The 20,778-nt window shown below is 33.6% G+C and carries 19 protein-coding genes; 15 read left to right on the top strand and 4 right to left on the bottom strand.

Annotated elements, in window-relative coordinates:
• The first annotated feature begins 48 nt into the window (after positions 1 to 48).
• Positions 49 to 216: a DUF362 domain-containing protein gene (locus B5D16_RS07180; RefSeq protein ID WP_078766316.1), complete on the top strand. Its 168-nt coding sequence runs from the start codon at positions 49 to 51 to the stop codon at positions 214 to 216.
• 72 nt (positions 217 to 288) lie between these two features.
• Here B5D16_RS07180 and B5D16_RS07175 read toward each other — a convergent pair whose 3' ends face one another.
• The 3 genes from B5D16_RS07175 to B5D16_RS07165 form a co-directional block, all read right to left on the bottom strand.
• Entirely contained in the window at positions 289 to 1,491 is a 1,203-nt protein-coding gene (locus B5D16_RS07175; RefSeq protein WP_159444326.1) for a sensor histidine kinase, read from the bottom strand.
• Positions 1,492 to 1,725: 234 nt separating this feature from the next.
• Positions 1,726 to 2,424 carry a response regulator transcription factor gene (locus B5D16_RS07170; protein ID WP_078766314.1) on the bottom strand — a complete coding sequence of 233 codons (699 nt, stop codon included), beginning with the start codon at positions 2,422 to 2,424 and terminating at the stop codon, positions 1,726 to 1,728.
• 73 nt (positions 2,425 to 2,497) lie between these two features.
• On the bottom strand, positions 2,498 to 4,879 hold the full coding sequence (locus tag B5D16_RS07165) for an endonuclease MutS2 (protein WP_078766373.1): 2,382 nt from the start codon (positions 4,877 to 4,879) through the stop codon (positions 2,498 to 2,500).
• Positions 4,880 to 5,038: 159 nt separating this feature from the next.
• Between B5D16_RS07165 and B5D16_RS07160 the strand changes: the two genes are divergently transcribed.
• From B5D16_RS07160 to B5D16_RS07120, 9 genes are all read left to right on the top strand, one after another.
• Positions 5,039 to 5,566, top strand: a complete 528-nt coding sequence (locus B5D16_RS07160) for a PDZ domain-containing protein (protein ID WP_159444325.1) — start codon at positions 5,039 to 5,041, stop codon at positions 5,564 to 5,566.
• Positions 5,567 to 5,593: 27 nt separating this feature from the next.
• Positions 5,594 to 6,532, top strand: coding sequence for a 3'-5' exoribonuclease YhaM family protein (locus B5D16_RS07155; protein WP_078766312.1), 939 nt, complete (start codon positions 5,594 to 5,596; stop codon positions 6,530 to 6,532).
• 34 nt (positions 6,533 to 6,566) lie between these two features.
• The gene (gene rlmD, locus B5D16_RS07150; protein ID WP_078766311.1) at positions 6,567 to 8,006 is read left to right on the top strand and encodes a 23S rRNA (uracil(1939)-C(5))-methyltransferase RlmD; all 1,440 of its coding nucleotides are present in this window, start codon (positions 6,567 to 6,569) and stop codon (positions 8,004 to 8,006) included.
• Positions 8,007 to 8,077: 71 nt separating this feature from the next.
• The gene (locus tag B5D16_RS07145) at positions 8,078 to 8,803 is read left to right on the top strand and encodes a helix-turn-helix domain-containing protein (RefSeq protein ID WP_078766310.1); all 726 of its coding nucleotides are present in this window, start codon (positions 8,078 to 8,080) and stop codon (positions 8,801 to 8,803) included.
• Between the two features lie 104 nt (positions 8,804 to 8,907).
• Positions 8,908 to 9,414: a GNAT family N-acetyltransferase gene (locus B5D16_RS07140; protein WP_078766309.1), complete on the top strand. Its 507-nt coding sequence runs from the start codon at positions 8,908 to 8,910 to the stop codon at positions 9,412 to 9,414.
• 232 nt (positions 9,415 to 9,646) lie between these two features.
• Entirely contained in the window at positions 9,647 to 9,853 is a 207-nt protein-coding gene (locus B5D16_RS07135) for a helix-turn-helix domain-containing protein (RefSeq protein ID WP_078766308.1), read from the top strand.
• Positions 9,850 to 10,863, top strand: a complete 1,014-nt coding sequence (locus B5D16_RS07130) for a virulence RhuM family protein (protein WP_078766307.1) — start codon at positions 9,850 to 9,852, stop codon at positions 10,861 to 10,863. The genes B5D16_RS07135 and B5D16_RS07130 overlap by 4 nt, the downstream gene beginning before the upstream one ends.
• Positions 10,864 to 11,150: 287 nt before the next feature.
• Complete coding sequence (locus tag B5D16_RS12815) at positions 11,151 to 11,465, top strand: [Fe-Fe] hydrogenase large subunit C-terminal domain-containing protein (protein WP_479723674.1); 315 nt, start codon at positions 11,151 to 11,153, stop codon at positions 11,463 to 11,465.
• A 184-nt stretch (positions 11,466 to 11,649) separates the two neighbouring features.
• Positions 11,650 to 14,547, top strand: a complete 2,898-nt coding sequence (locus B5D16_RS07120) for a YfhO family protein (protein WP_159444324.1) — start codon at positions 11,650 to 11,652, stop codon at positions 14,545 to 14,547.
• 58 nt (positions 14,548 to 14,605) lie between these two features.
• On the opposite strand, the gene B5D16_RS07115 is transcribed toward B5D16_RS07120, so the two are convergent.
• Entirely contained in the window at positions 14,606 to 16,153 is a 1,548-nt protein-coding gene (locus tag B5D16_RS07115) for an Ig-like domain-containing protein (protein ID WP_207651109.1), read from the bottom strand.
• Positions 16,154 to 16,551: 398 nt separating this feature from the next.
• Here B5D16_RS07115 and B5D16_RS07110 point away from each other — a divergent pair, with 398 nt between their 5' ends.
• From B5D16_RS07110 to B5D16_RS07090, 5 genes are all read left to right on the top strand, one after another.
• The gene (locus B5D16_RS07110) at positions 16,552 to 17,007 is read left to right on the top strand and encodes a GNAT family N-acetyltransferase (protein ID WP_078766304.1); all 456 of its coding nucleotides are present in this window, start codon (positions 16,552 to 16,554) and stop codon (positions 17,005 to 17,007) included.
• A 100-nt stretch (positions 17,008 to 17,107) separates the two neighbouring features.
• Positions 17,108 to 18,304 carry a MerR family transcriptional regulator gene (locus B5D16_RS07105; protein WP_159444323.1) on the top strand — a complete coding sequence of 399 codons (1,197 nt, stop codon included), beginning with the start codon at positions 17,108 to 17,110 and terminating at the stop codon, positions 18,302 to 18,304.
• A gap of 199 nt (positions 18,305 to 18,503) precedes the next feature.
• Positions 18,504 to 19,109: a TetR/AcrR family transcriptional regulator gene (locus B5D16_RS07100; protein WP_078766302.1), complete on the top strand. Its 606-nt coding sequence runs from the start codon at positions 18,504 to 18,506 to the stop codon at positions 19,107 to 19,109.
• A gap of 8 nt (positions 19,110 to 19,117) precedes the next feature.
• A complete protein-coding gene (locus tag B5D16_RS07095) occupies positions 19,118 to 19,936 on the top strand; it encodes an ABC transporter ATP-binding protein (RefSeq protein ID WP_078766301.1) in 819 nt (272 codons plus the stop codon).
• 33 nt (positions 19,937 to 19,969) lie between these two features.
• Positions 19,970 to 20,758, top strand: coding sequence for an ABC transporter permease subunit (locus B5D16_RS07090; protein WP_078766300.1), 789 nt, complete (start codon positions 19,970 to 19,972; stop codon positions 20,756 to 20,758).
• Positions 20,759 to 20,778: the final 20 nt, after the last annotated feature.

The raw sequence follows: 20,778 nt of genomic DNA, 5'->3' as shown, positions 1-20,778 counted from the left end.
GCGAAAATATTAAAGATATTTTTATCAATGTAAAGGAGGAATACAATAATGGCACATGTAATTTCAGATGAATGCATCAGCTGTGGAGCTTGCGCAGCAGAATGTCCAGTTTCAGCAATCGCTGAAGGCGATACAAAGTTTGAAGTAAGCGCTGATTGTATCGATTGTGGAGCATGCGAAGGCGTATGTCCTACAGGAGCTATCTCAGCAGAATAATAAAGAGAGTAATCTCAAAAACAAACGGCTTAGGAATTATCCTAAGCCGTTTTTATATGTTTGAAATCAAAATTATTTAACATTAGCTCCCTTCTTAGGAACTGAGAATATGAACTCAGTGCCTTTATTAAGTTCACTATAAACTTCAATGTCTTCGCCGTGTGCCTGAACAATTTCTTTAACGATTGAAAGACCAATACCAGAACTATTCTTAACACGTCCACGTGAAGTGTCACTCTTATAAAATCTGTCGAAGATACGTCCGATGGAATCTGGTGCAATACCAACACCTGTATCCTTTACAGATACAAATACTTTAGCACCTTTGTCATATACATGAACATATATAATTGAATCATTATCGCTGAACTTGATAGCGTTATCAATAAGATTTGAGAAAACCTGAGATATCTTATCTTTATCAGCGTATACTTCATAAATTTCACTATCAAAATCAAGGTCGATTAAGACGCCCTTCTTCTGACATTGTACTTCAAATAAACTTACTGTATCGAAGATAATTGAGTTAAGATCAAATATAGTCTGGAAAAGAACAATGTCATCACTATCAACTGCACTAAGGTCGATAAGACCTGCAGCAAGCTTTGTAAGTCTGTTAGTTTCAGTAAGAACGACATTTAAGTACTTCTCATACTTTTCATTAGGAATAGTACCATCAAGCATCGCCTCAATGTATCCCTTAATAGATGTAAGAGGTGATCTAAAGTCGTGCGATACGTTAGAAATAAACTTACGTTGATATTCTTCTCTTTCAGCAAGCTGTGAAGCCATAGTGTTAAGGGAGGAAGCAAGTTCTGCTAATTCATCGTGTGAGTTAACTTCGATAGAGTTAACCTTGAAATTACCCTTAGCAAATTCTTTCGCAGCAGCATTAATCTTCCTAAGAGGATTGTAAACAAATAATATTACAATGAACATAGGTAAGAATGAAAGAATGAGAAGAACAATACCTGTTATTATAGTAAGGTCAACTATTCCTGAACTTTTTTCAGTAATAGATGATGTAGCTTTGTGAATTAAAATATAACCACAAGTATTGTAATTTTCATTATCTGTTACAGAACAGATAACTGTAAACATTTCATTATTAAAATATGAATTGAATTTATTCTTTGTACTAACGTTTCCGTTAAAGTCATCAATATTAAAACTATCAATAGTACCCTTAGTAACGGCATTCTTAGATGTATCCGAGGTGAAGACCAAATTAGCATCAAGGTCTAATACCCATACATAATTATCGGATGGAGCCATGTTAGTAACAGTACTTTTTATTTTTTCATAGTCGTAAATGGAATGAAACTTGTTGACGTCATACTCGTTCGCTATACGGTTAGCGGTTTGGTACATGGACTTTTCTTCGGCAGTTTGAAAATACCTATAGGAAAGAGTCGTTGTAATGGTAATAATGATACCAAATCCCGTAAAAGCAAAAATAATGTAGGAAATCAACAACTTAAGCATGATAGGTTGCTTCATGATTTAGATTTACCTCGTTTCAAATTTATAACCTACACCCCAGACAGTGTTAATAGCCCAGTGTTCATGGTCATTAATTTTCTCTCTAACTCTCTTAACGTGAACATCAACTGTTCTTGTATCACCGATGAAGTCATAACCCCAAATATTATCAAGGAGCTGTTCACGTGTAAATACCTTATTTGGACTTGAAGCAAGGAAATATAAAAGTTCAATTTCCTTAGGAGCCATTTCTACGAACTCTCCTTTATATTTAACGGAGTAGTTTGTGAGGTTAACCTCGAGATCAGGAAATGCAACGATTTTAGCATCATCATCTGCAGGATTGTTAATATCCTCAATCTTTTTACGTCTTAGATTGGCTTTAACTCTGGCTACAAGTTCCTTTGTATCAAATGGTTTTGCAAGGTAGTCATCAGCACCAAGCTCAAGACCTAAAACCTTGTCGAAAACTTCACCTTTAGCTGAAAGCATAATAATTGGAACCTGTGAAAGAGAACGAATCTCTCTACAAACCTGATAACCGTCCATAACTGGAAGCATGATATCAAGTAAAACTAAATCAGGATTCCAAGTTTTAAAATCTTCAACCCCTGTTCGACCATCGGCTGAAATTTTTGTGTCGAAACACTCTTTGTTTAAATAAAGAGCGATAAGCTCTGCAATGTTCTCGTCGTCATCGACGATAAGTACTTTCTGATTAATCATTTACATCCCTCCGTAGTAATAAATCTAAAAAACTATATAACATATTATAACAAATATTAACGAATAAATAAAATTATTTAAATTCTACGATTGTAACTCCGTCGCCACCTTCTTCTGGAAGACCACGATGGAATTCTTTTACATAGGATGATTTCTTAAGGTAGTTAGTGATTCCTGTTCTTAAAGCACCAGTTCCCTTACCGTGCACAACACGTACACTTGCTAGGTGTGCAAGGTATGCATCATCCAAATATTTATCTAGAAGGCCGATTGCCTCATCGACAGTTTTGCCGAGCAAATTAATCTCTGACGAAACGCTAAGAGCCTTGCTCATCTTGATTTTTCCACTTCCACTCTTGTTGTATTTAATAGGAGCGCCGATAATATCAGGTTCATCCACGATTTCTAAATCCCTGATATTAATTAAGCTTCTAAGGATACCCATCTGAACATACAAGTCACCCTTAGGGTTTGGAAGTGAACTAACTATACCATCAGCTCCCATTGTAAGAACCTTAACCTTATCCCCAATGTGGAAATCGGAAGCTTTATAAGTCTTAGACTGTTTGCTCTTTGCAATAGAAGAGTTGGTTTTATTTTTCTTAAGATGCTCATTTAATTTATTTCTGGTTCTATCCATGTTCTTGGTATCACCAACCGAAGCATCCTTCCTAAGTTCCTTAATGGTACTATCCGCATAGGCCTTAGCTTCTTCAATGATTTTATTAGCCTCTTCTTTAGCCTTTGCAATTTCCTTTTCTTTACGTTCTTCTAAAGCTTTTAATTTCTTTTCGTATTCAGCCTTGATGTTATCTGTTTGGGTACGATTTTCAGTAATCTCAGCTCTTGCCTTTTCGATCTCAACGCGGTTTTTGTCAAGCTCGTCAAGAATATCTTCAAAAGCTATGTTGCTTTCACTAATCTTGCTCTTCGCATCATCAATTATGAAATCTGGAAGACCAAGTTTTTTAGATATAGCAAATGCATTACTCTTTCCAGGTACACCGATTAATAGCTTGTAAGTTGGGCTAAGCGTTGCAACATCAAATTCACAACTACCGTTACAAACACCCTCTGTTTCGAGTGCATATAATTTTAACTCGCTATAATGTGTAGTTGCAAGAGTTCTTACATCAAGATTATGTAAGAAATTTAATATTGAAATTCCAAGAGCGGCACCTTCCGTAGGGTCTGTTCCTGAACAAAGTTCATCGAAAAGAACAAGGCTGTCTGAATCTGCTGATTCAAGTATCTTAACAATATTGGTCATATGAGCAGAGAAAGTACTAAGACTTTGTTCAATGCTCTGTTCATCACCAATGTCAGCGAAAAAGTTGTGGAATACACCTAAATTTGAGCCTTCATCAGCTGGGATGAAAAGACCAGCCTGTCCCATAAGGGATAAAAGACCAACTGTTTTAAGTGTAACAGTCTTACCGCCTGTGTTAGGTCCGGTGATAATTAATAAATTAAAATCATCACCAATGTGAACATCAACAGGAACAACCTTATCTTTATTAAGAAGAGGATGTCTAGCCTGTTTCAAATTAATGTATCTTTTATCGTTAAATATAGGCTTGCTACACTTGCTATCTTTAGCGAATTTTGCTTTAGCAAATACGAAGTCTAAATATTTAAGTGCATTATAATCATTAAGAATTTCTCTTGAACTTGTGGCAACCATATTACTAAGAGATTGTAATATGGCGGCGATTTCTTCCTGCTCCTTTGAGTATAGCTCGCTAAGTTCATTATTTAATTTAACAACTTCCATAGGTTCAACGAAAAGAGTGGAACCTTTAGAAGACTGATCATGAATCATACCAGGAACATTTTTCTTATGTTCTGCCTTTACTGGAACACAATATCTGTTAGAACGCATAGTGATAATGTTATCCTGTAAATATCCATTAGCAGCATCTTTTTTTATGATGCCTGATAAAGTGGAATGAATCTTATCGCCTGTTGTATGAATATGTCTTCTAATACTTTTAAGCGTTGAAGAAGCATCATCAGCGATTTCATCCTCTGAAATGATGCATCTGTCTATTTCTCTTTTTATTGAATTAAGGGGGTTTAAATTCTCAGTATAAGTTTTTAATGGACCCTCGTTATCTATTATACCATCTTCGTTTGAAAAATACTCGCATACACCTTTGGTCGTATATAAAAGAGAAGAAATATCAAGTAATTCTCCAGCATTAAGACTTCCGCTTTTTTCGAGCAAGAGAACGGACTTTGTAACATCCTTTAGTCCACTAAAAGAAATGCTGCTGGATTTCCATAGATATGAAAGAGCAGCATCAGTTTCTTCAATTGATTTATCGATAACTTTTTTATCAGAACTAGGTAAAAGCTTTTTACAAAGTTCACGGCCGGCATTAGAGCTGGCCTTAGTTATAAGTATCTCGATTATCTTGTTATATTCAAGAGTTTCCAAACATTTATCATTAATAAAAATATTATCAGTAGTCATCTTTTTGTATCCCTATTATTTAGTTATTGCTAATACTTGTAATTAGGTCTATTTTAAACTATAATTAGAGAGATATCAACTATTTACAATGGTTTTAAATATGTAAATGGTAAAATAATTTAGCCAGGGGGATGGATGATGAGTAAACCTAATGAGCAGCTTATGGGTGCTGATAAAGATATGGATAAAAATAAAGATATCCATGCATTGGCTGCTGAGCATAGAAGTCGAGATAGGAAAACTGGGGTTGGTTTTTTATGGTTATTTATATTATTCATGATGGTGGTTGTTGTTGGAGCCGTGGTATATATATTCTATGCACCAATAGTTAGAACAAAATATGATACATATAAAAAAGGTGAAAGTAGCAGATATGACATCGGCGTTAAGAGCGAGGCCTTAAGTAAAGAAGGTTTAGCTAAGTTTAATGGTGAAGTCGAGTATGGTGTATTTGTTAATGAAGTAATAAGTGATGGACTTGCATATCGTGCTGGAGTTATGAGAGGAGATATTATATTAAAGGTTAATTCTCATAAAATCACAAGACCAAAAGATATTAGTAAGGCTTTAAAGAAAACTAAGAGTAAAAATACTGTACACATAATAGTTAAGAGATTAAAAGATGATAAATACGAGGATTATGATCTGACGTGTAAAATAAAATAAATAGGGTAAGATTAAGGAGATATTAAGTTGAGATACATAGGGACATTAAAAGAAGGCGACAGAGTTAATGACGTATATTTATGCAAACAGAGAAATGCTGCTGTAACGAAGAATGGCAAGGAGTACGAGAACGTTATTTTTCAGGACAAAACAGGAACAATAGATGCAAAAATCTGGGATCCGGGAAGTGAAGGCATAGAGGATTGCGACAATCTTGATTATGTACTTGTTGTTGGTGATGTTACAAGTTTTAATGGACAACTTCAGCTTAATGTAAAGAGACTTAGAAAAGTTGAAGAAGATGAATATGATAAGGCTGATTACTTCCCAGTATCAGAAAGAGATCCTGAGGAGATGAAGAATGAACTTAGAAGCTTTATCGCATCAGTAAAGAATGAATATTTATCTGAACTTTTAAATAAGATATTTACTGAGAATACAATCGATGCGTGTTCAAAACATTCAGCTGCAAAATCAGTACATCATGCATTTATAGGAGGTCTTTTAGAACATACATTATCGGTAACAAAACTTTGCGAATATTATACAAAGCAGTATCCGATATTAAATTATGATTTATTAATTAGTGCGGCGATGCTACATGATATTGGAAAGTTAAAAGAAATAGATTCATTCCCAGCCAATGACTACACAGATGAAGGTCAGTTGTTAGGACATATCGTAATGGGTGCTCAGATTGTTGGAAAAATAGCAGATAGCATACCTGATTTTCCTAAGAATATTAAGAATGAACTTATGCATTGTATTTTGGCTCATCATGGTGAACTTGAATATGGTTCACCTAAGAAACCAGCACTTATAGAAGCAGTGGCACTTAATTTTGCAGATAATACAGATGCTAAACTTGAAACTATGAAAGAATTATTTGCTGCAACAGATGATAAAGGTTGGCTTGGATTTAACAGATTGCTTGATTCAAATATAAGAAAAACAAGTGAAATATAGAAATAAATTATAAGAAAACTATAAGGATTTATCAATGGATTTAAGGAAGAACGATATAATTACGGTTAGAATTGAAGATTTAGGTAGTGAAGGAATGGGCATAGCTAAGGTCGACGGCTATGCTCTATTTATTAAGGATAGTATACCTGGGGATTTATGTGATGTAAGAATTACCAAGGTAAATAAAAACTTTGGATTTGCTAGGCTTGAAAGAATTATTGAAGCATCAGAAGATAGAGTGGAACCAAAATGTAAGAACGCCAAAAGGTGTGGTGGTTGCCAACTTATGGCTCTTAAGTATAAGAAACAGTTAGAGTTTAAGGCAAATAAAGTTAAAAATAACATAGAAAGAATCAGCGGGGTGAAGGATTTTATTATGGAGCCGATTGTTGGTATGGAGGAGCCTTATAGATATAGAAATAAGACTCAGTATCCAGTTGGAATTGATAAGGAAGGCTCGATTATTTATGGTTTTTATGCAGGAAGGACACATGATATTATTAGTACTTCAGATTGTAGATTAGCACCTGAAATTAATAAAGAAATCATGGAAGAGATTGTTTCGTTTATGGAGGAATATCACATTAAGCCATATAACGAAACGACCTATGAAGGGCTTGTTAGACATGTGCTTATTAGAAATGCCAAGGAAGGCATTATGGTATGTCTTATTATAAACGGAAATAAATTACCTAAGAGTGATATTCTTGTAAGAAGACTTAAGGATACCTGCGATATAGATGAGGTGTCTTTAAATGTAAACAAGAGTAAGAATAACGTTATACTTGGTGATGATGTTATCATTCTTTCGGGTAAGGGTTATGTAATAGATTATATTGAGGATTTGAAATTTAAGATTTCGCCAAAATCTTTCTATCAGGTTAACATGGTTCAGACATCTAAGCTTTATTCTATTGCAAGGGAGTATGCAGATGTTAATGAAGGTGATGTTGTGTGGGATATGTACTGTGGTATTGGTACTATGTCGCTTTTCTATGCGAAAAAAGCAGGCTTTGTATATGGTGTTGAAATAGTACCAGAAGCCATAGATGATGCTAGGGAAAATGCTAAAATTAACAATATAGAAAATACGAAATTTTATGTTGGGGCAGCGGAAGATGTTGTTCCAGCGGTTATAAATAGCGATTCAAAGGGCAAATGCCCGGACGTGGTTGTGGTTGATCCACCAAGAAAGGGATGTGATAAAACGCTTCTTGAAACTATTGCTACAATGAATCCAAAAAGACTTGTATATGTAAGTTGTGATAGTGCAACACTTGCAAGAGACATTAAGATATTAACGGAGTTAGGTTTTACGTTAAAGAAAGTTAGACCAGTTGACATGTTCCCTCATACGGTGCATGTGGAAACCATCGCGTTGATTGAACGAGACAGAAATGCGAAGGATTTTGTGCAGATAGGTATCGATGCGGAAGAATATTACAGAATTAAAGACGAAGAAAAAATAATATAAAAACCACGCATTGCGAAAAACTTAAAAATGTGGTATGCTGTCCCTATAAACACGCAATGCGAGGTGGTGCTATGGATACTGCAAAAACTATAAAAGAATTACGAGAAAGCACAGGGATGTCACGTAAAGAGTTTTCAGAACATACGGGCATCCCTGTTCGTACATTGGAAGATTGGGAGGCAGGAAGAAGAACACCGCCGGAGTATATTCCGAGGTTATTAGCATATCAGATTAAATTTGAGGGGATTTTTTCTGCAAAAGAGGAAGTAAAAGGTAAGAGGAGTGTATCGGTTATAAAGGATGTTGACGGGAACAACATCGTTATTATTAATGATATAAGGTTTAAGGGAAAACGTTCCATAGATTGGAAAGATGTTAGAGAGTATTTAAAAGAGTATGTGGGGGAATTCTATACGATTGCTGCAACAGGAGATGTTATTTATATTGGATCTGATTTGCCGAATGAATATTCTGGTTCAAAATATACTCATAGTATTAAAGGTGCAAATGCTAAGGCGAAAGCAAATGCTACACAGGGAATACCTGAACTTATAGAAATAGCTGTTGGTAAACATTTTCGAGAAAATAATGAAGAAAAGCATTGGAGAAATGCAAAGTACGGTTGGTATCGATATGATTCACGATTTGCATTGCCTGTATACAATGAAACTGGAGAGATAGAAAGATATAATGTGTTTCATGCATCGTTAATTGTAAGACATTCCGAAGATAAAAAACTATACTTGTATGATATTTTAGACATAAAAAAAGAAACGAGCAACCCGATTGAGCCGTAAGGCTGTACACGACAAAAAACCCATTTCTTTTACAAGAATAATACTATGGTAAAGGAAAAAAGTCAATCCGATTATTCGAAATAGTATTTGGAAAGGAAAGATTAATGAATATAAAAATACGGTTATGGAAAATCAAAGATAAAACAGAACTTGCTGAAAACTTGAATAATATGAATATTATGAACAATCTGCGAGATGGGTTGCCTTATCCTTATACGGAAGATAATGCAGAGGATTTTATAAGGGCGATGTTGTCGGCTGATAAGGATAAAACATTTGCATTTGCGATAACATTGGATGGGAAGGTTATCGGGAGCATTGGAGTATTTCGTCAGGATAACATTCATTTTCGTACAGCGGAAATGGGGTATTACATTGGTGAGAAATACTGGGGCAACGGGTATATGACAGAAGCAGTGAAACTGGCATGTGACTTTGTATTTGAAAACACAGACATTATCAGGATCTATGCAGAGCCGTTTGCTTATAATTCAGCTTCCTGCCGGGTGCTTGAAAAAGCCGGGTTTGTTTGCGAGGGGATACTTAAAAGTAATGCATATAAGAACGGTAACATCGTTGATATGAAAATGTATGCGATAGTAAAGCAATAGACGCTTGTTCACTACGATTATAAAATAAGTGGTTAATCAACGAAAACGATGTGGAGACCATCGCGTTGATTGAACGGGTCAGAAATGCGAAGGATTTTGTGCAGATAGGTATCGATGCGGAAGAATATTACAGAATTAAAGACGAAGAAAAAACAATATAAAAACCACGCATTGCGAAAAACTTAAAAATGTGGTATACTGTCCCTATAAACACGCAATGCGAGGTGACAATATGGATACTGCAAAAACTATAAAAGAACTACGAGAAAACACAGGGATGTCACGTAAAGACTTTTCAGAGCATACGGGGATCCCTGTTCGCACTTTGGAAGACTGGGAAGCGGGAAGGAGAACACCACCGGAATACATTCCCAGACTTATTGCTTACCAGTTGAAGTATGAGGAATTGGTGAAAGGGAAGGAGGATAACCTTCTATGAGAGATTTTGATAAGCAGATGGAAATGGTTCTCTATCATTCGGATGAAGGAGATGTTTCTGTTGATGCATACATTAAAGACGAGAGTATTTGGATAACACAGAAGGCGATGGCAGAGCTGTTTGGAGTCAAAGTGCCTGACATATCGAAGCACCTTTCGAATATATACGATGAAGGTGAATTGGTGAGGGAGGCAACTATTTCCAAAATGGAAATAGTTCAAAGAGAAGGAAACAGAGATGTAAAGAGAACGCCGATTTTCTATAATCTGGACGCAATTATTTCTGTTGGATATCGTGTAAATTCAATTAAAGCAACAAAATTTCGCATCTGGGCAACTACCGTTCTTAAAGAATATATGACAAAAGGCTTTGTTCTGGATGACGACCGCCTGAAGCAAGGGAAAACTGCTTTCGGAAAAGATTACTTCCGCGAGTTGTTGGAGCGTGTTCGTTCGATCCGAGCCAGCGAACGGCGTATCTGGCAGCAGATTACAGATATTTTTGCTGAGTGTAGTATTGATTACACGAAGGATTCCGAAGTGGCTTATCATTTTTATGCAACGATACAGAACAAGTTTCATTATGCGATCACAGATCATACCGCTGCAGAGATAGTATATGAATCAGCAGATCATGAGAAAGAGCATATGGGACTTACAACCTGGAAGAATGCTCCGGATGGCAGAATACTGAAATCAGATGTTTCGATTGCAAAGAATTATCTGGAGGAGAAGCAGATTCGCAGGCTGGAACGTGCGGTCACAGGATATTTTGATTATATCGAGGATCTGATTGAGCGTGAGAATGTATTCACGATGGAAGAGTTTGAAAAGAGCGTAAATGCTTTTCTTGAATTCCGTCAGTACAAGATTCTTAAGGATAACGGAAGAATATCTCATAAGCAGGCAATGGATAAGGTCAATGCTGAATATGAAATATTCAACCGAACCCAGCCTATTGAATCAGATTTTGATAAGGCGGTAAAGAAAATAATCCAAGAGGAAAGTTAAATAGGACTACTCAAAATGTAAATGTGGCGGATTAGTGGCGTAACAGACTGTAGTATTGATGTCTAAAGTTAAGGAGTAAAAGTGCCTGAGTGTGTTGTTTAGATGTCAAAAAAGTAGATAAGTTACCGATTACGAAGATACATAAAAAAGCATTTCAAGGAGTGTTCCCTAAAATACTTTTTCATTAATACAACCAAATTCAAATATATAAATAACCGTGATTGATATGATATTCCGTTCCAAGAGCTAGTTATGTTGCTACAGCATTTGCTAGGTTTTCAAATAGAATTTCGCAGAACAAAGAAATAGAATTATTTTACAACGAGACCAACGATTACCGAGTTGTAAATAATTTTTTAAAAGATGAATATAGACTTGGAATTTTAAGATATAGTAATCAATATGCATCATATTATAATGATATGAAAAAAGAAAAAGGCGTTTTGGATGCTTATTTCATTGAAGGAATGGCATGCATTGGTGGATGCATAGGTGGCGCAGGATGTTTAACCCACGGAGCAAAAAATAAATCTGAAGTTGACAAGTATGGAAGAGAAGCACTAGAAAAAACAATTAGTGATGCTATTTCGATACTGAAATAATATATACCTAAAAACTCAAATAGTAATTAGAGTTATTGCTATTTGGGTTTTTATTTTATGTTGTACGTTGACAAAATAGAAAACATTTATTAAGATGGATTTTTGGGAGATTATCCCGTACTAATGTGGCACTTATAAGACGGACATGAATTCCAGTACATATAATTGGTTGGAGGATGAGATTTTGCAGAATATAAACAAAACCTCAGAAGTAATTGAAATAAAAGAAAATGGTAATGTAGAAACTAAAGGAAAAAAGGCTGAAGATAATGTAGTACGAAAGATACATCCTTTCAGGCGTTTTGTGATTATTTACACGATTTTGTTTGCGCTTGCTTTACTATCAGCATGTACTCCTTGGATAGTTGCAAAAACATCATTTATTTGGAATATAGATGGTGTAAATCAACACTATCCAGCACTTGTTTATTTGGGAAAGTATATTAGAGAAACAGTAAATGGTTTTTCAAAAGGGATTTTTCATTTAAACATGTGGGATATTAGGATTGGCTTAGGTAGTGATATTATAGGAACAATGAATTATTATTGTATGGGTGACCCATTAGATTTAATTGCAGGATTAGTTCCAACAAGAGATATAGAGTATGTCTATGATGCATTAATTGTATTAAGAATGTATTTGGCAGGAATGGCATTTGCTGCATATGCTTTTTATAAAAAGGAAGATTATAAAGCAGTAACTTTTGGTTCGCTTGTATACGTATTTTCAGGCTATGTATTAGTATATGGTGTTAAACATCCACTATTTATAAATCCAATGATTTATCTTCCGATTATTTTCGTTGGTATTGATAAAATTTTAAAGAAAGAAAAATCGCTATTATTTACAATAATGGTTACGATTGCTCTTGTAAGTAATTTTTATTTCTTTTACATTATATCAATTGCTATATTTATTTATGCAATTTGGAGAGTGAAGGATTTATATAGTGAAAATATAGTTATGGAATATTTGCAGGCTATTAAAAGAAGTATATTATTTTATCTTTTAGGTATTGCTTGTGCCTGTGTTATTTTTATTCCGGTCGTATGTAGCTTTTTAGCGACTTCGAGAAGTGGAACAAGAGTATTTCCATCACTTTTCTATTCTAAGGGATATTATGAGTGGCTTCCATTAAATTCAGTTGCATTGGGGACATTGGAAGGACAAACAAATTTAGGATATGTTTCAACATTTATGATTCTATTCTTAGCATTGCTAACAGTGAAGAATAAGAAGTGTACTCCATATCGAATATTCTTTATATTAAGCGTTGTGGGATTAACATTTCCAATGGTTGGATTTGGAATGACAGGGTTTTCATATGTGGCTAACAGATGGGGGTTCTTATTAACATTTGTTATTGCGATGGGAAGTGTAAGGTGTATTGAACTATGGGATGATATAAAGTTAAGACATTTGATACTACCTATGACGTTTGAAATTTTGGGAATTGTTTTGGTACTTAAATCAGAGTTCCTTCCACTTAATGGTAAATATAGTATAAGGGTTGTTGCTGTAGGATGCGCAGTTGTATTACTTGCAAAGTTAGTAAGATTAAAAGCTGGAAAAATCTTATATGTATCTTTATCACTTTTGCTTATTGTAGAAGTTGGAGTGAAGATGATGTCGTTCTTATACTGGGAAGATAAGGTTGCAGAATCTCAGTTTGTAAAAGCGGATGAGGCATATAATGAAACTAACATAAAAGCAATTAATAAAATTAAGGAAGAAGATAAATCGCTATATAGAGTTGAATGTATGTGTGATAATACATCTAACTATGGATTGATTAATGATATACCAACAGTATCTTCTTATTACAGTATTACTCAGGGGAATTTCTCAGACACTATGGAAAAACTGGGAAATGCTGATACTTTTACAGCAGCATGGACATATGGGCTTTCAAGAAGAACTGGAATGCTAAATCTTGCTGGAGTTAAATATTTTATAGCTAATGATCTTGGCGGTGATTTGAAGTCTGTTCCATATGGATTTACAAAAACTGATGAGGTTATAAATTATAAAGAGAATGGCCAGGAAGAAAGACAGAGTATATATAAAACTGATAATTATTTACCTATGGTTTATGGTTATAATAAAACAATCGGTTTAAATGAATGGGAAAGAATGTCAGAGTATGACAGGGAAGAAGCCATACAACAGGCAGCAGTTATGGACTTAGATGTAGATACATCAGATCTTAATTTAAAATCAGGTAAGGTAAATTTAGATTCCAAAGTTGTTCTTAATAAGCAGCAAATACTTGAGCAAGTGGCCAATAGTGGAGCTAAAAACATTGCTATTGAAGATGATAAAATAATCATAAAATGGGGTGGTGTTTTCCTAAGACTTAATTATGAAGGATTGCCTAATAGTGAAACTTATCTTGTTATGAAAAATATTGACTATACGTTGCTTGATAAAGATAGGTTAAAGGAAATAAAAGAAGAGGTAGAAGCATTACCTGATGATGAAAAAGCGAATATTGAAGTAAATCCAGGAACAGATACATTCTGGCTTGGAGGTAACATTAATGATTTATATGCAGGACTTAAATTCTGTACAAAGTATTACATATATCCAGGATGTGATTCTGCAGTATGTAATTTGGGTTATAGTGATGAACCTGTGACTACAAGTTTGTTTTATATGATGGCTCCAGGTGTATATGATTTCGAGGATTTAAGTATAGTATGTAATCCTATGAATACTTATAAATCACAGATTGATGATTTAAGAGTTAAAGTTAAAGACTTAAAAATCAAGAATGATAAATTATCATGTTCAGTTGATTTAAAAGAGGATAAAATCTTGTGTTTGGCAATTCCTTATTCAAAAGGATGGAGTGCTAAGGTTGATGGCGAAAAAGTCGAAGCATTTGAAATAAATGGAATGTATACAGGACTTAAGTTAAAGGCTGGTAAACATGATATTGAAATGAATTATTTTACTCCAGGATTAAAGCTTGGATTAATTATTTCACTAATTGGTGTGGCTATTTTGATATATTTATTATTTGATAATAAGAGAAAAAAAGATAAGAAAGAAATAATTAGTGAAGAAGTAAAAGAATAAAAAAGTATAAGTAAAGGGCAGTGTGAATTTCACACTGCCCCTTTTAATATATATATGATTATTTATAGTCTTTTGCCATTACCCAGTTTTCATATGGAATCATTTGTCTCCAATATTTATCGATTGAAGCCATCTCATGCCAATATGTATTTACAAGGGCTTCTTTAAATTCGATTTCTTCAGGTGTAAGTTTTGGTAAGTCGGCAGGAATACATCCTACACGATAGAAAGTTCCAAAGTACCAAAGATTATTAAATGTATTTAGTTCTTTACATGCTTTAGTAACTTCAGCATTTGTTACCTTATGCTGTGTATGTCCTGTTTCACCACTTGGACTGTGAGTTATGATTTGATCCCACTTTTTATATCCAATAATTGTTTTAACATCCTTATAAACACCTTCTCTTACACTGTTCCAGTTTGAAATTTTCCACTTACCAGTTGTTTCATAGAAGATATCAGGATAATCAAGGATTGCTCCTTTGGCGTTAGCTTTTTCAAGCATCTGTCTGTACTCAGTTTTTCTTAATGTATACTGGTTAGTTAAACATAAGATAAACCATTTACCTTCTTTAAGATGTGCACCACCCCAAAGAGCTTCGTCATCAGGATGAGCAACAATCATAAGATTAGTACATTCATCAATTCCTTCAAAGTTTGCAATTGCAGCAGTTGATAAGAATCCTGTTGAGTTCTTGCAAACTACTTTGATAGGAACAATTTTCTTTTTATCAGCTGTAGTAGCTGTAATGTAAGCCTCACCACATCTATTAGATTTAACATATCCTGTATTAGTTACTGTGGCGATTGATGGATCCATTGATTTATATGTAACACCCTGAGTAGGTAAGTTGATAAATCTTAAATGTAATTGTATTCCAGTAAATTGATCGATTGTAACTGTTTTACCTTCGTCAAATTTTACATCAGGAACCTCTTCAGCTTTAAGTTGAAGGTTGAATTCCTTGTTTGTTTTAGTTGAATAAGCTGTAATGGTTACATCGCCAGGCGCTTTAACTTTAATCACGCCAGTTTTTCTTTTGACTGAAATCTTGCTTTTATCAGATGTTTTCCAAAGAATTTTTTCCTGATGGAAAGCAGGGAAAACATTAGCTTTTAAATTATATTTCTTTCCAACATAGTAATGAGCTTCTGTCTTAGGTACATTAATTGAAGTAACGCTTTGCTTAATTATTACTTTACATTTAAATTTTGCTTTATATGGAACTCTGTTCTTTCTTCCTCTAAGAATAAGAGTAATATTAGCTCTTCCCTTTTTGTTTGTCTTAACTAATCCTCTTCTTGAAACAGTTGCAACTTCTGGATTAGAAGATCTGTATATGAATTTTTTCTTTCTAAGTTTTTCTGGATATGAAGGTAAAAGTTTAATCTTTGTTCCAGAATAAACAGAAACGTTCTTTTTATTATTAGCTTTAAGTGCCACTTCCTTATAATTTGGAACAGAAACTTTCTTCTCTTCTACAGAGTCTGTAGCATCTTTCTTATTATCGGTGTTAACTGTAGTATTTGTAGTGTTTGTTTTGTCACTTGCTGGTGTAGGTTGAGTATCAGCAAATGCAGGGGCTGATAAACTTAAAGTTAACATCGCAATCAACATAGGACTTGTTATCAGCTTGGTTTTGTTTTTGATTTTTGAATAAATCATTTTTATTTTTCCTTTCTTTTTTATATAATTTTTCCATGTATATAAAATACTATTTTTTTATCCGACTGAAATTATAGCACATTATTTTTTTGTTGAAAATAGCAAAAATAGGCTATTTTTCGTCGATTTTACAAGAAAATATGTAAGTGTTGGCTAACTCATTTATTTCCTATCTATATTATAAACGCTTTAGAACGAAAAAAAGTCACAAAAATGTAAGAAAATTGCAAAATTGCAAAATAAATTAGGTTTTGTTAAAATTATTCGTAAAAGAACGTAAATTTAATAAGAAAAATGAACCTTAAAAGATGTATTGGGACCTAAGAAAAGGAGCGAAAATGAATATAACATATAGAAAATTAGAAGAAAATGATTTGGATATATTTATAAATATGAGAATAACTCAGCTTAGAGAGGAAGGTGCTACAGAGGATATTGATTTAGTGCCAAGCCTTAAGGATTACTACAATAGACATATGGGAGATGGCACCTTTGTGTCATGGCTTGCATTAGATGGCGATAAAATAATTGGAACAAGTGGAATGTCATTTGTTGAAAAGCCACCATATTTTGGCTGTCCTAATGGAAGAATTGGACTCTTATCAAGTATGTTTACAGACCCTGATTATAGAAGATGTGGTATTGGTAAAGAGTTGCTTCGAAGAGTGGTTGAAGAAGCAAGAGAGTACGGATGTGGTGCGGTTCACATTACTGCGTCAGATATGGGAGTTAAGTTATATACTGCATTTGGATTTAAACATAACGGAAATTTCATGCAATATAATTTAAATTAAATTTTTATAAAGTTGTTGACTCTTCCCTTGGGGAATCCTTTAAGATGAATATATGAACGTTCAAGGAAACAAAAATATTCAGAAATTGGAGGATAAGAACATGAAAGAAAATGAAAAAATGACATCAGGTGAAATTGCAAAGAAAGCAGGAGTTTCACAGAAAGCAATTAGACTTTATGATGAGAAGGGGCTATTAAAACCTTCAGAATATTCAGAAGGAAATTACAGATTATATGATAAGGAAGCACTTCTTGTTTTAGAGAAAATTATTGCACTTAAGCAGATTGGATATTCTTTAGAGGAAATCAAGGATCATATCTTAAATGATAATAGTGAGGATATTTTGGCATCTCTTAATAATCAGATTGAATTAATGGAAGCCAAAAGATATGAACTTGAAAAATCAGTTACAAGAATAAAAGCTGTTCTTGCAAGAACGGATGGGGAACCAGATTGGGATGATGTATCTGATATTTTAAAGAGTATGCAGGTGGATCAGAACAAGGATTCAGGACATTTCTTTGCTTTGGATCACACAAAGGATGATATTGATTGGTACGTAAAACTTTATAGATATGTAGAAGTTAACAAGGGCGAAAGAGTTCTTGATTTGGGATGTGGTTTTTCTAAGATTTGGAGAAATAACTGGAAGGACATACCAGAAGATGTTAAGGTTGATGCGTATGATATTCCAGGCAGCTGGGCCGATGATTTTGATAAATTTATAGAGAGTAATAAGAATGATTTAGCTAAGAATACAGAAATTGATCTTAAGTTTGAAAACTTAGAAGAGGAAGCTACTTGGCAAGGTATTGAGAAGAATGAAAAGTATTCTATGATTCTTGCACATTATATGATTGATGATATTAAGGATAAGGAAAGTTTTATTGCTCATGCTGCAGCAGTCTTAGATGACAATGGATACTTTTCACTTAATGCTTATGGTAATGTCCCAATGACGCATTTTGATTTTTGGTACGAGGTATTTAATGAAGTTGGAATTAAGACAAATGTTATTGATGCAGTTGTAAAAGAAGAACAGAAAGTTCATGATGAGTGTGTAAGTGTACTTAGTAAGTATTTTGAAAAAATAGACGAACGAATTGTTCCATGTACATTTACATTCTCTGGAATTGATGACGTTGAAAACATTTTTGTTGATTTAGAAAAATTACTTCGTGATAAGAAATTTGTTGAAGATAATAAGGCAAAATTACAGGAATATTTTGAAAAGAAGTTAGTTGATGGAAAAGTAAAGATTCCACATGATGGTGGTTTCTGGAGATTATCACACTAAGAATAGTTTAGTAGATTTTATATTAAGAATAATTATAGACTGTGGGTATTATGATTTAGTCGCCTTTAATCAGATATCCACAGTTTTTTTGTAAATTTATAAATATGTAATTTAGGGTCTTCACAAAAACGGTCAATGGATTATAATTAGAATTAACCAGACTGGTCAATGAGAAAAACGCGTATATACGGAGGGGCTCATGAATGAAAAATTTTATTCGCTTCCTGAAAAAAAACGGAATAGAATTATAAATGCAGGATTTAAGGTATTTGCTAAGAATTCGTATAAGAAAAGTCCCGTTGGTGAAATAGCTGAGGAAGCAGGGATAAGTAAATCTTTATTATTTTTTTATTTTAAAAATAAAAAGGAATTGTATTTGTTTTTATTAAAAACGGCTGAGGAGGAAACTAGGAATGCTTTGATGGAAACTAATGTATATTCTGGAGATGATATTTTCGATATTATGTACAATGGTTTGCTTGTTAAGGCCAACATGATGAGGAAGTACCCGGATATGGGGAATTTTTCCATAAAGGCATACTATGAAAAGGATCCTGACGTTGCAAAGGAAGTTAGAAAAATTATTGAACCATACACTGAAATGGATACGAATAGTATCTTACCAATCCTTGATAAAAATAAGTTTAAAGATGGGCTTGATTTAAACATGATGTATCAAGATATGTATTTAGCATCGGAAGGGTATCTATGGCGTATGCAGCAGTTAGATAATCTAGATGTTGATAAAATGGTTAGTGATTATAAGAAGATTATAGAGTTTTGGAGAGGATTATACCTTAAGTAGGAGAAACTATGAATGTAATTGAAACAAATAAATTAACAAAAACATATGGAAATAATCGAGGGATTAATGAACTTGAACTTAAAGTTTTAGAAAGTGATTTCTTCGGATTTATCGGACCAAATGGAGCTGGAAAATCAACTACCATTAGAACGCTTTTAGGACTTATTAAGCCGACAGCGGGAAGTGCAAAAGTCCTTGGGTTTGATATAGAAAATGAAAAAGAAAAGATATTAAAGAATACAGGATATCTTCCTTCTGAAATTAACTTTTATAATGGAATGAAAGTATGGGATGTAATAAAATATTCGCTTGATTTACGAGGCATAAAAAAATATGAAAAAGCACGCTCGTTATCAGAAAGGCTAGGAGTTGATTTAGATAAAAAGGTTTCTGAATTATCTCTTGGAAATAGAAAGAAAGTTGGAATTATTACAGCAATAAGTCATAGTCCAAATTTGTTGATTCTTGATGAACCTACATCTGGACTTGATCCATTAATGCAAAGAGAATTCTTTAATATCTTAAATGAAGAGAATAAAAGAGGAGCAACTATATTTTTATCTTCTCATGTTCTTTCGGAAGTTCAAAGTAACTGTAAGACAGCTGCATTCATTAAAGATGGAAAAATCATAATGTCTGATAAAGTTGAAAATCTTGAACAAACAGGAACTAAAAAAGTTGTTGTAAAAACAAAAGAAGAGATTTCAGAATACTTATATAGAGGCGAAGTTAATGAGCTTATTAGGGAATTAGCTAAAAAGAACATGGTTGATGTATCAATAACTGAACCTAGTTTAGAAGAGATATTTATGGAATACTATGAATAGTAAATGGTTAATAGAAAACATGAGGTATGGATTATGACGATATTAAAACAGGAGATAAAATCGCAAAAATTAGCAATACTTATATGGAGTTTTTCGATAGGATTATTAATTGCAATGTGCGTATTTATGTACCCAAGCATGAAGTCTGAGATGGATGATGTAAATGAAATTTTTTCATCCATGGGAAGCTTTACTTCTGCATTTGGTATGGATAAATTAAACTTTGGAACATTAATAGGATTCTATGCTGTTGAAGGTGGTAATATATTAGCAATAGGCGGTGCATTTTTCGCAGCTATTACGGCGGTAACATCACTTTTAAAAGAAGAAAAAGATAGAACAGCGGAATTTTTGTTAACACATCCAGTATCAAGAACTAAAATAGTAACAGAAAAATTAATGAGTGTTTTTGCGATTATTATAATTTTAAATGCAATTGTTTTTGCTTGTTCTGCAATTTCTGTAGTGTTAATAGGTGAAAGCATAAATTGGAAGTTGGTATTATTATTCCATTTGGCATACTTATTGATGCAGTTTGAAATAGCAGGTATATGTTTTGGCATATCAGCGTTCTTAAGTAAATCAGGAATAGGTATCGGCATAGGAATAGCTTCAATGATGTATTTCCTTAATATTGTAGCTAATATTTCAAAGGATGCAAAAGTATTTAAATACTTTACACCATTTGGTTATACGGAAGGCTCTGACATAATAAATGATAAAGCACTTAAGATAGAATATTTGATACCTAGTATGATAATTATGGTTATTGGAATTGTTGTGGGTTATGTGAAGTATAATAAGAAAGATATTAAAGCATAGGATATAGATGTTATAGGAAA

Source organism: Eubacterium uniforme (genome assembly GCF_900167115.1).
In the GTDB taxonomy this organism is placed as follows: domain Bacteria; phylum Bacillota; class Clostridia; order Lachnospirales; family Lachnospiraceae; genus Eubacterium_S; species Eubacterium_S uniforme.
The sequence above is the reverse complement of the archived record's forward strand: the minus strand, read 5'-3'. Positions and strand labels throughout refer to the sequence as shown.

What these genes read in the sequence shown, in the direction of transcription:
- rlmD (WP_078766311.1), top strand. Translation starts at nt 6,567, where the DNA reads ATGGATTTAAGGAAGAACGATATAATTACGGTTAGAATTGAAGATTTA.
- B5D16_RS07180 (WP_078766316.1), top strand. Translation starts at nt 49, where the DNA reads ATGGCACATGTAATTTCAGATGAATGCATCAGCTGTGGAGCTTGCGCA.
- B5D16_RS07175 (WP_159444326.1), bottom strand. Translation starts at nt 1,491, where the DNA reads ATGGCTCCATCCGATAATTATGTATGGGTATTAGACCTTGATGCTAAT.
- B5D16_RS07140 (WP_078766309.1), top strand. Translation starts at nt 8,908, where the DNA reads ATGAATATAAAAATACGGTTATGGAAAATCAAAGATAAAACAGAACTT.
- B5D16_RS07170 (WP_078766314.1), bottom strand. Translation starts at nt 2,424, where the DNA reads ATGATTAATCAGAAAGTACTTATCGTCGATGACGACGAGAACATTGCA.
- B5D16_RS07115 (WP_207651109.1), bottom strand. Translation starts at nt 16,153, where the DNA reads ATGTTAACTTTAAGTTTATCAGCCCCTGCATTTGCTGATACTCAACCT.
- B5D16_RS07110 (WP_078766304.1), top strand. Translation starts at nt 16,552, where the DNA reads ATGAATATAACATATAGAAAATTAGAAGAAAATGATTTGGATATATTT.
- B5D16_RS07145 (WP_078766310.1), top strand. Translation starts at nt 8,078, where the DNA reads ATGGATACTGCAAAAACTATAAAAGAATTACGAGAAAGCACAGGGATG.
- B5D16_RS07160 (WP_159444325.1), top strand. Translation starts at nt 5,039, where the DNA reads ATGAGTAAACCTAATGAGCAGCTTATGGGTGCTGATAAAGATATGGAT.
- B5D16_RS07090 (WP_078766300.1), top strand. Translation starts at nt 19,970, where the DNA reads ATGACGATATTAAAACAGGAGATAAAATCGCAAAAATTAGCAATACTT.
- B5D16_RS07130 (WP_078766307.1), top strand. Translation starts at nt 9,850, where the DNA reads ATGAGAGATTTTGATAAGCAGATGGAAATGGTTCTCTATCATTCGGAT.
- B5D16_RS07105 (WP_159444323.1), top strand. Translation starts at nt 17,108, where the DNA reads ATGAAAGAAAATGAAAAAATGACATCAGGTGAAATTGCAAAGAAAGCA.
- B5D16_RS07095 (WP_078766301.1), top strand. Translation starts at nt 19,118, where the DNA reads ATGAATGTAATTGAAACAAATAAATTAACAAAAACATATGGAAATAAT.
- B5D16_RS07100 (WP_078766302.1), top strand. Translation starts at nt 18,504, where the DNA reads ATGAATGAAAAATTTTATTCGCTTCCTGAAAAAAAACGGAATAGAATT.
- B5D16_RS07135 (WP_078766308.1), top strand. Translation starts at nt 9,647, where the DNA reads ATGGATACTGCAAAAACTATAAAAGAACTACGAGAAAACACAGGGATG.